12 protein-coding genes are annotated in these 15,598 nt (G+C 35.0%); all 12 read left to right on the top strand.

Going from position 1 to position 15,598, the window contains the following annotated elements; translation table 11 throughout:
* Window positions 1–31: 31 nt before the first annotated feature.
* The 12 genes from AO498_RS13825 to AO498_RS13765 all read left to right on the top strand — a co-directional run bounded on the left by AO498_RS13825 (window position 32) and on the right by AO498_RS13765 (window position 15,563).
* Complete coding sequence (locus AO498_RS13825; protein WP_067548861.1) at window positions 32–1,288, top strand: lipopolysaccharide biosynthesis protein; 1,257 nt, start codon at window positions 32–34, stop codon at window positions 1,286–1,288.
* Entirely contained in the window at window positions 1,266–2,195 is a 930-nt protein-coding gene (locus AO498_RS13820) for a hypothetical protein (RefSeq protein ID WP_067548858.1), read from the top strand. The genes AO498_RS13825 and AO498_RS13820 overlap by 23 nt, the downstream gene beginning before the upstream one ends.
* A gap of 185 nt (window positions 2,196–2,380) precedes the next feature.
* Window positions 2,381–3,277, top strand: coding sequence for a hypothetical protein (locus tag AO498_RS13815; RefSeq protein ID WP_148660243.1), 897 nt, complete (start codon window positions 2,381–2,383; stop codon window positions 3,275–3,277).
* Between the two features lie 11 nt (window positions 3,278–3,288).
* Window positions 3,289–4,422: a glycosyltransferase family 4 protein gene (locus AO498_RS13810; RefSeq protein WP_067548853.1), complete on the top strand. Its 1,134-nt coding sequence runs from the start codon at window positions 3,289–3,291 to the stop codon at window positions 4,420–4,422.
* Window positions 4,423–4,442: 20 nt separating this feature from the next.
* A complete protein-coding gene (locus tag AO498_RS13805) occupies window positions 4,443–5,528 on the top strand; it encodes a glycosyltransferase family 4 protein (RefSeq protein ID WP_148660242.1) in 1,086 nt (361 codons plus the stop codon).
* An 11-nt stretch (window positions 5,529–5,539) separates the two neighbouring features.
* Window positions 5,540–6,250, top strand: coding sequence for a WecB/TagA/CpsF family glycosyltransferase (locus AO498_RS13800; protein WP_067548847.1), 711 nt, complete (start codon window positions 5,540–5,542; stop codon window positions 6,248–6,250).
* Window positions 6,247–7,893 carry a capsule assembly Wzi family protein gene (locus tag AO498_RS13795; RefSeq protein ID WP_067548844.1) on the top strand — a complete coding sequence of 549 codons (1,647 nt, stop codon included), beginning with the start codon at window positions 6,247–6,249 and terminating at the stop codon, window positions 7,891–7,893. Before AO498_RS13800 ends, AO498_RS13795 begins: the two co-directional genes overlap by 4 nt.
* Window positions 7,894–8,992: 1,099 nt before the next feature.
* On the top strand, window positions 8,993–9,292 hold the full coding sequence (locus tag AO498_RS13790) for a GIY-YIG nuclease family protein (RefSeq protein WP_067548841.1): 300 nt from the start codon (window positions 8,993–8,995) through the stop codon (window positions 9,290–9,292).
* 75 nt (window positions 9,293–9,367) lie between these two features.
* Window positions 9,368–9,919 (top strand): adenylyl-sulfate kinase, encoded by a 552-nt coding sequence (gene cysC / locus AO498_RS13785; protein ID WP_067548838.1) that lies wholly within the window; start codon window positions 9,368–9,370, stop codon window positions 9,917–9,919.
* Window positions 9,920–10,337: 418 nt separating this feature from the next.
* Window positions 10,338–11,150: a polysaccharide biosynthesis/export family protein gene (locus tag AO498_RS13780; RefSeq protein WP_067548835.1), complete on the top strand. Its 813-nt coding sequence runs from the start codon at window positions 10,338–10,340 to the stop codon at window positions 11,148–11,150.
* A gap of 5 nt (window positions 11,151–11,155) precedes the next feature.
* Window positions 11,156–13,612 (top strand): GumC family protein, encoded by a 2,457-nt coding sequence (locus AO498_RS13775; protein ID WP_067548832.1) that lies wholly within the window; start codon window positions 11,156–11,158, stop codon window positions 13,610–13,612.
* Between the two features lie 784 nt (window positions 13,613–14,396).
* A complete protein-coding gene (locus tag AO498_RS13765; RefSeq protein ID WP_067548826.1) occupies window positions 14,397–15,563 on the top strand; it encodes a glycosyltransferase family 4 protein in 1,167 nt (388 codons plus the stop codon).
* Window positions 15,564–15,598: the final 35 nt, after the last annotated feature.

Genomic DNA, 15,598 nt, shown 5'->3' with positions numbered 1-15,598 from the left:
TAAATCAAATTTTATAGTTCTGAATATTATAGTGATTAAATCTATATTTAAAGGCTCACTTTTTAAGTTATTCGATTTTATAAGGCCTTTAATTGTTATCCCATTTTTTATTAGAACCTATGGGGTAGAATCGTATGGGATTTATGTGCAGATAATTTTGATGTCATCTTTGGCGTTTCCAATAATAGATTTGGGAATTGGAATGGGGATTCAAAGATATTCACAAGAGTTAAAAAATATTAAAGATAGACTAGAGGTATTTAAAGCTCAGAGATTTTTTATTTTACTATTTGTTTTTTTTTATTTTGGTATAATAAGTATTCCTTCAATTAGAGATCTATTATTTGGTAAGTTTGAGTCTTTCTTACTCATTTTTTCTACATTGGCCTATGTTATTATATTTTCTTTAAACAACACATTACAAGGTGTCTTACGTGCCGATTCCAAAATTGGAAAACTTGTAAAATACCGCGGATTATTTGCTGTTATTGAAGCCGCGATGCTTATTGCCATTTTGCAGGTACACAAACAATTTGATTATATATACGTTTCAGCGATGGTATTGGCTCAATCTGCTTATTTCTATTACCTAAATAAAGAGGCTAATGGTATTGGAACCCGATTCCAAATTGATTTAAAATTCACGGATAAAACCAAGGAATTTTTCAGGTATTCACTTTTTTTGATACCGAGTGCATTAATAGGTTGGATTACATCATCTAGCGATCGTTTTTTTATTACGAGTTATTTTGGACCTGAGTATACAGGATATTATTCAGCGATAGCCCAATATGCAGGTTATATGAATCTTATTGTATTTCCATTCACTTTTGTTTTTTTTAAAGAATATGGAAGGTTATATGACGAAGATTTTAAGAAATTTTTACGTTTTTATGGTAAGACATTCTTTATTTGTGTTGCATTGAGTGTAATATATTTTATTATTTTCTTTTTACTGAGTATTCCTATTTATAAACTTTATCTAGGACTTGAAATAAGACCTGAATTTAGAACTCTTTTGTTATGGTTTTTAATCAGCTTCTTCCTTATTAATATTTCAAGTTTTCTATCAATCTATATGCTTATTTCGAAGAACACAAAATCTATGTTATTTGCAATTATAGCAGGTTCTTTAGCCAATATTGTTTTAAATGGTTTTTTTTTAGAAAATTATTTTTACGTGAACGCTTCCTATTATTGGGCTATAAGTGTAGGTATTCAAGTAATTATTATGGTTAGTTTTATATTTAAAAATATTTTAAAATTTGAAAAAAGTATTATTTGTTGATGAAAGGAAATATAGGTTTTCATTTTATTACGAATCGGAAGTTTGGTGGATTAAAAGGGGAATAAAACCTTATTTTAAGAGCTATGAAGGATTTTTAGGAAAATGGATTATATATGTTTGGTTAATTTTATTTAGACCTGATTTTATCGTTTTTGTTCAGTTGTCAAAAAAGAATTTTTTTTTATGTAAATTAGGAAATATCTTATCAATTAAGACTATTTTTTGGCAACATGGGATATTCAATTATAATAATGGTGTGATTAAATCTTTTTTTAAGCCATCTTTAGACTTTCTTCTTTGTTTATCTGATTTTGATTCGAATAAAATTATGAACTATTTTTTCAAAGCTAGTTCAAGAGTCATAATTAATCATTATGACCTGAATAAAATAGTTGAATCTAAAAAATGTAATAATTCAATACTTTATATTGGTCAGATTTTTTCAAAAGAACAATGGGTTTCTTCTTCAGCTACTTTAAAATATGATAAATTATGTGATGATATTCTCTCTGAACTTTGGATAGTGTTATCTAAATTAGATTTTACTATTTATTTGAAAAAGCATCCTGGGGATAAAAGTGATTATCTGGTTAATTTATGTAAAATTTACTCCAACTTTCAAATGATTAATGATCATGTTATACCCAAAATTGTTTTATCGCATTATTCAACTCTAATAATTCCTTATTTACAGTTAAACATACCTTTTATTCAACTTCATCATTTTAATAATATTAATATTAATTTTAATGCTTATTCAAATATGCAGTTTAAAACAATTTCGTCTTTAGAAGATTTAAATTCCTTGAAAGAGTATATTAATTCCTTAGAAAGTTCTACTCCAAATTTAAATGTTAATTCCGATAGTATTTCAGAAATAATTAGAAAGATTGTCACCAATAATTGACATAAAATTTAATGCGGCTCAATAAGCAACAATTTTATAATTTTATACTTTATTTTTATATTGTATATGTATTTGTATCTAATATACAGAATATTGATTTAATTTTTCCTTATTTTAAATATTTTAAGTATTTCTCATTTTTGTTTTTTTTGTTCTATGTTATTAATTTTAAACTTACTGGAAAATTGAATTTGTATGTTGTTCCATTTATTATAATAATTTTTTCATCTTTGTTAAGGTTTAATCAATTTTCAACTCAGGCCTTTTTTAATGTTATATTTTATCTAACCGGTATAGTTTTGTTTTTGGATAAGAAACGTCTCCAATTTCCTAAATACAGTGCATTTTATTTAAGTATTGTTATGTCTTTATTTTTTTTAATTTCTTCTCCTGATTTGTTTAGAGAATTTTCATTTAGGTATTTTATTGATCCTCCTGATATACCAGCTAGTCTAAGTTATATTTTTGGATTTTTGTCCTTGATTTTTCTTATAGAAAAGAAATTTAAATACTATTTTGTTTCAATTTTTTTTATGATTTTATTTCCTAAAAGACTTATTATTTATTCTACATTTATTATTTCATTAATTTATGTTTTTCCATCTGTCTCTAGGACCTTTTTATCTAGTAAGTATTTTCTAATTCTCGTTAATTTGTTGTATTTGGGATTTACAATTTTTCTTTCAGATGGATTTTTTAATGAATATATTATTCAAAATACTGGTTTGCAACCTGGTCATTTCACTTCAGGTCGTACTACTTTATATAATTTCACTATAATTAATTCTCAAATATTTGAAAACTTTAATTGGATTTGGGGTTTAGGTGAAGGGTCTACTGTAAATTTACTTAAAGGGAATTTCGAAGGTATATATTTACTGCATAATGATATATTAAAAATTTTAATAGAACATGGTATAATTGTGCTTATATTATTTTCCTTTTTTCTATATCGTGAGGGAAGTATTAATCAAAGAATTGTTATTTTATATTTTAATTTACTTTTATTTGCTGATAATACATTAATTTATTCTTTTTCCTATATTTTTTATTTTATTGTTTTGTCTCACTTTGATGAATAATTTTAATAAATATGAAGAAAAAGACTGCTCTGATATCTCCAATTTTAACTCATTATAGAATTAATTTTTATAAGGAATTAAATTCTGCTATTGATAATAATCTTATCTGTTATTTTCAAAACAAGAATAAAAATGATGGTAGACCTGCAATTAAAATTGATGGATCTGATTCCTTATTTAATAATTATAAAAATAATCAAATTAGAATAAGTTCATTTAATCTGAAATTTAGTTGGGATTTGATTCTTAAAATAAAAAGAGAAAAGGTAGAGGTTCTTATTATTGAAGGTGCAACAAGTAATATTACTTCTTGGGTTTTTCTTTTATTTAAAGAATTTTTAAATTTAAGAATCGTAGTTTGGGCTTGTGGCTGGTATCCTGAAGGACATTCAATTTTTGTTAAGCGCATTAAAACCTTTGCGGAAAAATTGTTTTTTTCTAGAGCTAACTCTATTATAACATATAGTACAAAAGCAAAATTAAATTTTGAAAGATTGGGAATTAATAAACCAATTTATGTGGCGTATAATGGAATTGATTTGGATACCTTTAAATTTGATATTGAAAAAGTTTTATTCAAGAGTCTTGAGCTTAAAAATTCATCAAAAAAAGTATTTCTTTATGTAGGAGGTATTTTTGAGGATAAGAAAGTTAAATTTTTAATAGAAGCTTTCAATAAATTCAATTTTGTGAATAAGGATTCTATTTTATGGGTTATTGGTGATGGACCAATGAAAAATGAATTGGAATTATTTGTTAAAAATCATAATTTTCAAAACATTTTATTTTTAGGAAGGATTGAAAAAGATGTTGATTATTATTTTAGTGCTGCAGATTTTTTTGTATTACCTGGAATAGGTGGGCTAGCTTTAAATCAAGCAATGCTTTGGAAAACTCCGTGTATTGTATCAGAAGCAGATGGTACAGAGGATGATTTAGTTATAGATGAAATTACTGGTTTTAGATTTATAAAAAATGATATGGATTCATTAGTTTTAAAAATGGGACAAGCCTATAATTTATCAGAACAAGAATATATTAAAATGGGTGCAAAGGCTCAAGACTTAATTATTCAAAGAAGTAATACTGATCAAATGGTCAAAACTTTTCGGAAAGTAATTGATCTTTATTCAAATCAATTTTGAATAGTATTATTCTTAAGTAATTGAAAATTCTTTTTATTCTACATTTTCCACCACCACTCCATGGTGCAGCAATGGTGGGGCAATATATCAAATCTAGTAAGGTAATTAACCAGTCTTTTGATGGTAACTATGTTAATCTTAGTACTTCTTCTACAGTAGATGATATTGGGAAATCTGGAATTAGAAAATGGGTTAAATATTTGAAGATTGTAGCTAAAGTCTTCCATCAGGGATTATTCAATAGACCTGATTTAGCTTATATAACTTTAACCTCAAATGGACCAGGTTTAATTAAGGATGCTGGGATTGTCTTTATTTTTCAATTACTCGGTCTTCCTCATGTTTTTCATTTTCATAATAAAGGTGTAAAGAAGTATTCTCAAACTCTTTTTGGAAAATTCTTATATCCATTTGTTTTCAAAAAAGCTCAGATAATCTTGCTCTCTCCATTGCTCTTTTCAGATATTGAAAATTACGTTTCCGAGACTCGTGTTCATTATTGTACAAATGGAATTCTTGATATGAGATTTGCTGTAAAAGATGAATATTCATCAAAAGGCCCCATTGAAATTCTTTTTTTATCCAATCTGATTAGAAGCAAAGGGGTTTTAGATCTTTTGGGTGCTTGTTCATTGTTAAAGAATAGTACAGTCAACTTTCGCTTGACAATAGCTGGAGGAGAAGGAGATATAAGCTCGGTCGAATTAGAAAAGTTGATTTTGAAATATGATTTGGAGGATTACATTATTTACAAAGGAAAGGTTCAAGGAGAGGATAAAAAATCCGTTTTTCATAAAGCAGATATTTTTGTTCATCCCACACATGAAGATTGTTTTCCTTTGGTTTTATTAGAAGCTATGCAGGCAGGTTTACCAATTATATCTACTTATGAAGGAGCTATTCCGGAAATAGTTGAGGATGGTGTAACTGGACTTTTAGTTCCTTTTAAATCACCAGCAAAACTTGCAAATGCAATTCTTGTTTTGTGTGAAAATCCTGTATTAAGAGAAGCCTTTGGAAAAGCTGGAAAGGAAAAGTTTCAAAGAGAATATACCTTGGAAAAGTTTGAAAATCGTTTTGTGAGAATTTTATCAAGCATTAATTAATTTACTAGTAGATGGAGCTTTTTCAGTATAATTTGACACTTCATCTTCCACAAGATCTTCCAGATCAAATTTTTGTAGCTAATACGATAAACCCACATTCCTATTGCGTCGCAAAGGAAGATGCTGAATTTCAGAAAGCATTGATTAATTCAGATCTTTTATTTCCTGATGGTGTGGGAGTTGTATGGGCCAGCAAATTTTTGAAAGGGAAGGAAATCAAGAAGATTTCAGGATTTGATTTGCATCTTCATTATTTAAGAATATTGGATAGCAAAGGAGGAGGAAAGGTATTTTATTTAGGTTCTTCTGAAAGAACGTTGGTTTTGATTCAAGATCGTTTGAAGAAGGAGTTTCCTTCAATTCTAGTGGGTTTTTATAGTCCTCCGTTTAAACCTGATTTTTCTAAAGAAGAAAATCGTAAAATGTTGGAAGCCATTCATGATTTTGGCCCAGATATTTTGTTTGTAGGAATGACAGCTCCCAAGCAAGAAAAATGGGTGGCAAAAAATAAGGGACAAATAAAGGCAAAGGTCGTTTGTTCTATAGGAGCAGTTTTTGATTTTTATGCTGGTACTGTTAAAAGGCCAAGTCAGTTTTGGATTGATTTGGGTTTGGAATGGTTCCCAAGATTTATTAAGGAACCAAGGAGATTGTGGCGAAGAAACCTAATTTCTACCCCCCAATTCATTTTTGATGTTCTTCGCGCTAAATTGGGTCAATGATTCGACGGATTTTATCTATTTCCCTTTTTATATTCTTGATTTCGAGTTCTCTAAAATCTCAGATTTTTCAAAATACTTATTCCACTGAAAGGGAATTAAGTAGAAGGTATAGTTTAAGCCTTTCAGACACTTCTTCCATTCAGGATTTTCGATACTCTTTTATCCAAGAGCTTCAAGAGGAAGAGACAAAATGGGGAGCTAAGTACTCAATAAGTCCCTTGGTTTCCTTTCAAAGGATAAGCACCATATCAAATTACGGTTGGGATGATCGGGGAGTATTACCGGTAAAGGGGTACCAGTCTTATTGGTCAGGAGGATTCAATTCATCCTGGAAATTTTTAAGGCTTGAGTTAAACCCTGAAATAGTCTTTGGAAGTAAAGGAGCAGAACCTGAATTTTTGCGAACATGGTCTAATTCCCGAATTAGTGATTTTTATTTTGACTTAAACTATGGTGATTTCCCTCAATCTTTTGGGAACGGGGTGTATTCAAAGCTTTGGTGGGGACAAACGAAATTGACTGCTCAGTATGGTGCGTTTGAAGCTGGGATATCAACCAAGAATATATGGTGGGGCCCTGGCCAATGGAATTCTTTAACCTTTTCAAATAATGCTGCTGGATTTCCCCATTTGACTATAAATACTGTCAAGCCTGCAAAAACGCTAATTGGTAATATTGAATTTCAATTTTTAATGGGAAAATTAGCCTCTAGCAAATTAGGAGGAACTGGAATTGAGGAATTGGATAATCGGTTTTTTGATCAATTGGATGACGATTGGCGATATCTTAACGCAGTAACTTTAACTTGGCATCCAAAATGGATAGATGGTGTCTCTTTAGGGTTTAGTAGGACAGTTCAACAATACAGTGAAACTCTTTCTGGTAGATTCTTTGACCTTTTTCCTGTTTTTCAAGGATTTCAGAAGAAGCGATTTTTTGAGGGTGGTGATACTGTAGATTTTGACTCGAATGGTCAAGACCAACAATTTACTATTTTCGGATCTTATAAAAATAGGCCGTCTAATCTTGAAGTTTATTTTGAATTTGGAAGAAGAGATCATTCCTATAATTGGAGAGAGTTTATCTTAAATCCAGAGCACGCAAGAGCCTATATTTTCGGGTTTTTGAAGTTGTTTGACTCTCCTTTTCCCAATCAAAAAATTCAAATCAGATCTGAAATTACCCATCAGCAAGAGTCTGTAAATCGATACATTAGATATTCAGGCCTAAAGGGCTTAAGCAGTTGGCATATGCACCACCAAGCTAGAGGATTTACAAATTTTGGTCAACCACTTGGTGTTGGGATGGGGCCTGGGGCGAATATTCAAACAATTGAAGTTTCTCTGGTAGAAAACTTCGAAAAAAAGGGAGTGATTCTAGAAAGATTGGAAAATCGACAAGGTTTCTTTAATCGAGCCTTTGGGCAGCAGAATATCTACAAACCGTGGGTTGACTATTCTTTAGGCTTACTCTATGACAAGCAGTTCAATAATCTTTTGTTAAGTTCAAAGCTTCAGCTCATTCATGCTAAAAATTACCAATGGCAATTGGATTCAAAAAGCACTCCGGAGTTTCCAGTTGGTAAAAACTTGACCAGCGTAATGGGACAGGTAAGTGCGATTTATTTTTGGAATAAGAAGTGACGTCATTGCGAGCCCCCCGTCATTGCGAGGGTAGGGTAGAGAGTATCTTTTAGATGTTCATATTACCTACCCGAAGCAATCTTTAGAATGGTTAAGATTGCTTCGAAACGATCAAATCTGATGAAAAAGTAAATTTAGGATCCATTTCTCGCAATGACGTAAAGCCCCGAAGCCATCTTCTTTAATAGCACGAAAGATCGCTTCGAAGCCCCCGTCATTGCGAGGGTAGGGTAGAGAGTATCTTTTAAATGTTCACATTACCTACCCGAAGCAATCTTTAGAATGGTTAAGATTGCTTCGAAACGATCAAGTCTGATAAAAAAGTAAATTTAGGATCCGTTTCTCGCAATGACGTAAAGCCCCGAAGTAATCTTCTTTAATAGCACGAAAGATCGCTTCGAAGTAGTAAACTTCACTTTAAAAATTAAATGGATATTTTACTTCTCGCGATGACGATCGCACGTCATTGCGAGGGAAGGGTAGAGAGTATCTTTTAGATGTTCATATTACCTACCCGAAGCAATCTTTAGAATGGTTAAGATTGCTTCGAAACGATCAAGTCTAATAAAAAAGTAAATTTAGGATCCGTTTCTCGCAATGACGTAAAGCCCCGAAGCAATCTTCTTTAATAGCACGAAAGATCGCTTCGAAGTAGTAAACTTCACTTTAAAAATTAAATGGATATTTTACTTCTCGCGATGACGATCGTACGTCATTGCGAGGGAAGGGTAGGGCCTGACACATATCTCCTAGGGTCTACCTTCCCGAAGCAATCTTAATGGTTTAAATTAAAGATCGCTTCGTCGTTTCTCCTCGCGATGACGCGCACCCTAAGCAATCTTTAGCTGTTTCATCCAAAGATCGCGTCGAAGCAGTTAGCTCTTCAGCTAAATTTTAAGTGTCATTTTGCTTCTCGCGATGACGTTAATACTTTTCACGATGACGATCGTACGTCATTGCGAGGGTAAGGCTTGTACATAGAGTTAAGAAGAAAAATCACCTACCCGAGGCAATCTGATGTCAAGCAGTAAATTAGGAGACTGCTTCGTTCGTGCCTAACTCGCAGTGACGTTTTAGTCAAGGCAAAAGAAACCTTAATATGAAAAAAGGTGGGGGCATTTATATCATGACAAATTATTCGAACACTGTTCTATATACTGGGGTCACTAATGATTTAATCCGAAGAGTAACTGACCATAAAGATGGAAAGAACTTAAACTCCTTTACATACAGATACAACCTCAAAAAGTTGGTTTATTTTGAGTCCTTCCATACCATAGAAGAGGCGATAGCTAAAGAAAAGCAGATTAAAGGTGGTAGTAGAAAAAAGAAAGAAAATTTGATCAATTCATTGAATCCTGAATGGAAAGACCTTTGGGAAGAAATTTTAAAATGGTAAAAAATTCAAAAAGCTTCAGCCTCTTTGTTTAATACGCTAAACACTCATGGCACCTTATAATAAGTTTTCCATCATTTGAATTCATCTTCAAAATTTACTCATCCGTCACTACTGATCTGGTTTACCGGACTATCCGGAGCAGGAAAGACTACACTGGCTTCTGCCTTGCAGAGGCAGTTAGTAAGTGAGAATTACTGGACCTATTTGTTAGATGGGGATAAGATTCGGAAAGGGCTAAATCAAGACCTTGGCTTTTCGGATCAAGATCGAAAAGAAAATATTCGACGAATAGCCGAAGTGTCTAAGTTGATGCTGGATGCAGGGTTGATTGTTATTTCCGCATTTATTTCACCTTTTCGGGCGGATAGGAAAAAAGTAGCCGAAACTGTTGGGATTGAAAATTTTATCGAAGTTTTTGTGGATTGCCCACTCGAAATCTGTGAGCAGCGCGATGTCAAAGGCCTCTATCAAAAAGCTAGACAAGGAAAGATTTCCAATTTTACCGGGATTGATTCCCCCTATGAGTCCCCAAACAATCCCGATATCTGGGTTCGTACCGACCTCGAAACCGTAGAGCAATCCCTCCAAAAAATCCTCCTTTATTTTCGCAATAAAATAAGCCTTTAAATAGAGACAGCCCACCTAGCGCAAGTCTTTAGACTTGTGCTTTCTTCAATGCAGTCTTCAGACTGCTAAACCATAAGCCAGTCCTAATACCTCGATCAAAAAGCCCAACAGATAAATAATTCAATCTATTGTTAGCTATGTGCTTTCTATGTGGTTTAAAAAAAATTAATAACCTACAGGCCAACCTAGCGCAAGTCTTCAGACTTGTGCTTTCTTGGATGCAGACTTCAGACTGCTAAAACATGAGACATTTTTAATGCCTAATTCCACAAGAAAAATAAGTCTCAAAAGTATTACTTTATAAGTCTTTACTAGTCAAATCCATATTCCATCCCTAGCCAAACCAAGGAATCAATTCCATCCAGTTTCAATTTTCTCTTATTTTTGACCCATCCAAATTTTGAATTTCAAATTACCTATGCATATATCCCTGAAGTCCATTCTGTTTTTTCTACTAATCCTCGGATTCACCTCCTGTGTTTCCAATGAAAAAATTATTTACCTCCAGAATTTGGAAGGTCAAAAGGCAATTGCAGAAGGCGAACTGATCGCCTATGAAATCCCGGAATACAAACTCCAGTACAACGACATCATTGATGTGAACATCCAAACGGTGGATGATATTTTAAAAAATGGATTCAACCCTACCGCTGATGCTTCGAATAATATGCGGATGCAAATGGCGCAAGGTGGGGGAGATATCTATTACATGACCGGATACACGGTAGATAAAAATGGAAATATCCGTCTTCCAATTGTCGGAGAAATCCAGGTAAAAGACAAAACCATTGAAGAAGCTCGAGCTGAGATCGAAGCTAGACTAAAAGCTTACATTACTTCTGAGGTCTATGTGAAAGTCAAACTTGGAGGAATTCGATATTCCGCCCTTGGTGAGTTCCGAAGACCCGGAAAATTCGTCGTTCTTCAGGATCGAATGACCATATTTGAGGCCATTGCCAATGCGGGGGACCTCTCTAACATTGCCAAGCGGGACGAAGTGCTCCTGATTCGCCAATATCCTGAAGGAACAAAGCTTCATCGGATCAATCTCAATGATCGGCAAATTGTCCAATCACCTTTTTATTTTATTCAACCCAATGATCAACTCTATGCCGAACCGATGAAAGTTCGGGAAGTAGGTGCCGGAGAAAATGCCGCCCAATCCCTTTCTTTAGTTATTTCTGCGATCACCGTTTCCGTGTTGTTGATCAATACCTTTACCCGTAAATAAACAGTATGTATCCTAATTCACCCCAGGTCAATACCCAGCCTCAACATCCGTTTTTGGTAAACCAGGAGGACGAAATCGATCTTAAAGTCATCTTGTTCAATTACCTTCAATATTGGCCAATCATCTTGATTTGTGCCTTTTTGGGTGTTCTTGGAGCCTATTTTTTCAATCAATTTACCACTCCGATTTACAAGGTGGAATCTACCGTGATTGTAAAGGATGAAGACAAGGCCTTGGGAGCCGATTTGTTTGAATCTACGGGCTTTGCAGGACTCCAAGGGAAAAGTAATATTGAAAATGAGATCGGAATTCTGAAATCCTATTCCTTGGCAATTGCCACACTGGGAAAATTGGATCTCAATGTGCAGTATTTCCAAGAGGACTTATTTAAAATCAACCAGATTTATGGAAACTACCCGGTTTTTGTCAAAGTAGATTGGACCAAAAAGCAAGCTGTAGGCGGTTTGATCAAGTTAGAGGTAATTGACGAAAATACGTTTCAGCTTAGCATAGAGGATCCTGAATCCTTTCAGATTTTTAATCCTCAGGATCCGAATTTTAAATCAAGGGTAGAACTCTTTTCTCTTCCTAATTCGGTCTACACCTTTGGGGAATTGATCCAGGGAGAGTTTTATGAATTTACGGTAGAAAAAGTCTCTGCACTGCCAGGGGAAGTCCTGTTTTTTCAATTGATCGACACTCCTTCTCTAGCGCTTAGCTTGGTGGAGGATATTTCGGTTTCTCCCTCAAATAAGCAAAGCTCCATTCTAAATCTAGGTTTAGAAACTCCTTTGAGACGCTTGGGGGTGGATTATCTCAACCAGTTGATGGAAACCTATCTTCAGCGTGAATTGGATGAGAAAAACAGAACCTCTGAAAATACCATCCGATTTATAGATCAGCAATTGAGCGGAATTACGGACTCCCTACGTGGATCTGAAACCAAACTTCAACAGTATCGGTCAGAAAACAAGATTTTTAATCTTTCTCAAGAAGGCTCAATCATTTTTGAACGGCTTTCGGAACTGGAAAAGGAAAAGAGTGCTGCTGAATTAAATCTAAAATACCTTCAGACCTTACGTGGCTACCTTAACAATGGAAGTAAAGGTGATCTGGTGGCCCCTTCCATCATGGGGAATGCAGATCCTCTGTTAAATGCTTTGGTGCAAAACCTTTCCGAACTTCAAGCTCAGCGTGTTCAGATAACAGCCAATTTTACCGAGCAGACTCCACAGGTTCGGGACATCAATGCAAAAATCCAAAGTGTAGCCAATGCCCTTCAGGAAAATGTGAATTCGGCGATCACTAATACTCAAAATGTGTTGGCAGATGTGAATAGCCGAATCAAGATGATTGAGCGAGATATCAATCAGCTTCCACAGACTGAGCGAAATCTCCTCGGCTACCAGCGTCAGTTTACCATCAATGAAAATATTTACATCTATTTCCTTCAAAAAAAGGCAGAAGCTGAAATCACCATGGCTTCCAATATGCCAAGCAATGTGATTTTGGATTATGCCAAATCAGGGCAGCTTCCCGTTGCTCCAAAGCGTTCGCTTAACCTTTTGATTGGGTTGATCTTGGGTTTGATTCTTCCAATTGGCTTTATCACGGTCAAAGATTTCTTAAATACTAAAATCGAAGATCCGAAAGAATTGGAAAAGCAGATTAAGGTTCCTTTGATTGGTATGATTGGTAGAAATGGATCAGAAGATGCGTTACCGGTATTGAATAGTCCAAGATCCTCCGTCACAGAGTCTTTCCGGTCATTGCGTGCTGATTTGACCTATCTCAGTCCTCAAAAGGAAAATTTGACGCTGCTTTTTACCTCTTCTATTTCAGGTGAAGGAAAGACCTTTGTGTCTTTAAATATGGCTTCGGTCTTTGCACTAATGGGGAAAAAGACCATTCTTTTAGGGCTTGACTTGCGAAAACCACGAATCGCGCAAGACTTTGGATTGGTGAATGACAAGGGAATGAGTACAGCCTTGAGTTCATCCATTTCATGGCGAGAGGTGGTAAAAGCTTCCGGTTTTGAGAATTTAGATATTATTCTTTCTGGTCCGATTCCACCAAACCCTGCCGAACTTTTGCTTCAGGAAAAATTTGGCAAGATCATTCAGGAAATCAAAAAAGAATACGATGTGGTGGTCTTTGACTGTCCTCCGGTAGGATTAGTATCCGAAACAAAGGAGCTTTTTGGGTTCTCAGATGTGAATTTTTATGTATTCCGTCAAGGCTATTCCATGAAAGGGAATACCCAAGTTTTGAATAATCTAGTTGAAAAAGGAGGGGTAACCAAAATCTACGGTATCCTAAATGACCTTCATATTGACAAAGGGTATGGCTATGGGTACGGGTACGGGTATGGTTATGGATACGGATATGGTGGAAATAGCTACGGATATCACGAAGAGGTTCAGCTTCCATGGTGGAAGCGAGCACTTCGTAGAAGAAGCTAACTTGCTCCTAGAAATTTGCAATCCCGATGTGGATATAAAATAAGATCGAACATTTAGTTGCAAATTGAAGGTGAAATCAAACCGTGAGGGATGTGGCCCTTGAAGACAGGCGGTTTTTAGGAGGACAAGTCGTTAAAAAAATGCCCAGTGGGCATTTTTAGACTTGGGCCAGGTTGTGGCGTAGGGGCGTTAAGAATTCAGAAAAACATCAAAATTAAATTCATTTGAGCACCTTCGTTCATTATTTGGGCGCGTGGGGAAGATTCAAAAGCGAGCCGGCGTCCGGCCATGTGCGGTAGGAGCATTTTTGAATCTTGATTTTTTGGGTACTTTTTTATCAAGAAAAAAGTACCAGATAAGGGATAGGATGGAGGGTCTTTTGACATGTTAATCGTGAAAATGACATTTATTAAATTTTTGAATCAATCTATCAATTCCCTTGGCCTAAGATCAGTTCTGCAAATACTAATTAAAAAAATTACCTACCTCCCAGCATTGTAACGGCAAATTTTTACAGCATTATATTCCAATACTACCCATCAGATTAACTGAAGCCTTCAAAAAAAGCTTTACCCTAAAGAATACAAAAGTGTTCGTTCAGGGCCTGAATTACAAGCTTCTGTATATGAACCACATATCCTGATTCTATCACCAAAATCCATTCATTTTAAGGGAAAATTCGAGAGACAATTTTAGTGCTTAAATGCCTTTCTTGGCTCGTTTATTGATAACTTTAACCATATGAAAACCCTTTTTAAGCTAACTCTTTTACCGTCTTAAGCCTATGTTTTACATTTTAGCCATTCTCACAGCCTTTTCAGTTGGAGTATTATTGACTCCCATTTTGATTTCCGTCCTAAGAAAAGCCCGAATAGGTGATGCCCCCGGTGGGCGGAAAATCCATAAAAAATTCACCCCATCCATGGGTGGCATTTCAATTGTCCTTGCGGCTTTTGTTGCCCTTGCAATTTGGGGCTGGCAGTTCCCTTTGCCGGATATCCGTTATTTATTAGGAGCTATTGCCTTGATGTTTTTCGTGGGATTGAGAGATGATGTCGTAGAATTATCAGCCAAGCACAAGTTGGGCCTGCAACTTATTGCGGTTCTTTTGGTGGTGGTAGCCGGTGATATTCGAATCAAGGAATTTCACGGGTTTTTAGCAATTGAAACGCTCCCACTTTGGTTTAGCTATGCCTTTTCAGCCTTTGTTTTATTGGCTTTAACCAATGCCTTCAACCTGATCGATGGATTGGACGGATTAGCAAGCACGGTTGGAGGATTGACTCTTCTTCTCCTTGGAACTTGGTTCTATATTCAAGGACTGGAAAGTTTCGCCTTGTTGAGCTTTATATTAATCGGCGGAATCGCAGCTTTTATGGTGTTCAACTGGCATCCTGCAAAAATCTTTATGGGGGACACTGGGTCGCTTACTTTAGGTTTTGCCATCGGTAGTTTGGTGATCGCCTTTATGGAGTACAACGCCGCATTACCTAAAGGGGCCTTTGGCCGATTTGAACCCACCTTTACGGCAGGAATTGTACTGATGATTTATCCGCTTTATGATATGGCTAGGGTTTTTACCCTCCGGATTCGCAAAGGGAAACACCCCATGTCAGCAGATAAAAGCCATGTGCATCATTTTTTGATGCGATCTGGCTTAAAGCATAATGAAGTAGCCCTGCTTTTAGGCTCTGTTCAATTGATGCTTTTGGGATTGGTGATAGCTTTGGGATCTTCCTCTGATAATATTGTTTTACCAATTTTATCAGCGGTAGTTCTTACGATTGGAGCACAATTAGATCGTATTACAATTCAGAAAGTGAAAAAGATAGCCAGACAATCTCCACGTGTTTTGGAATTACCGGATATACAAGTGCAGCGGGAAAGCGAGAAAAAGCGCATTCGACTGGAAAAGCAAAGTATTGATTCCGGTACGATGAATTTGAATTAAGATATTATACAATTAAAAGTGATCAAAAGCCCTTG

It is taken from the genome of Algoriphagus sanaruensis (assembly GCF_001593605.1).
GTDB lineage: Bacteria > Bacteroidota > Bacteroidia > Cytophagales > Cyclobacteriaceae > Algoriphagus > Algoriphagus sanaruensis.
This window is presented reverse-complemented; position numbering and strand designations above follow the sequence as displayed.

Coding starts and splice junctions, on each gene's coding strand:
- AO498_RS13775 (WP_067548832.1), top strand. CDS start 11,156: ATGTATCCTAATTCACCCCAGGTCAATACCCAGCCTCAACATCCGTTT.
- AO498_RS13765 (WP_067548826.1), top strand. CDS start 14,397: ATGTTTTACATTTTAGCCATTCTCACAGCCTTTTCAGTTGGAGTATTA.
- AO498_RS13810 (WP_067548853.1), top strand. CDS start 3,289: ATGAAGAAAAAGACTGCTCTGATATCTCCAATTTTAACTCATTATAGA.
- AO498_RS13800 (WP_067548847.1), top strand. CDS start 5,540: ATGGAGCTTTTTCAGTATAATTTGACACTTCATCTTCCACAAGATCTT.
- AO498_RS13780 (WP_067548835.1), top strand. CDS start 10,338: ATGCATATATCCCTGAAGTCCATTCTGTTTTTTCTACTAATCCTCGGA.
- AO498_RS13795 (WP_067548844.1), top strand. CDS start 6,247: ATGATTCGACGGATTTTATCTATTTCCCTTTTTATATTCTTGATTTCG.
- AO498_RS13790 (WP_067548841.1), top strand. CDS start 8,993: ATGAAAAAAGGTGGGGGCATTTATATCATGACAAATTATTCGAACACT.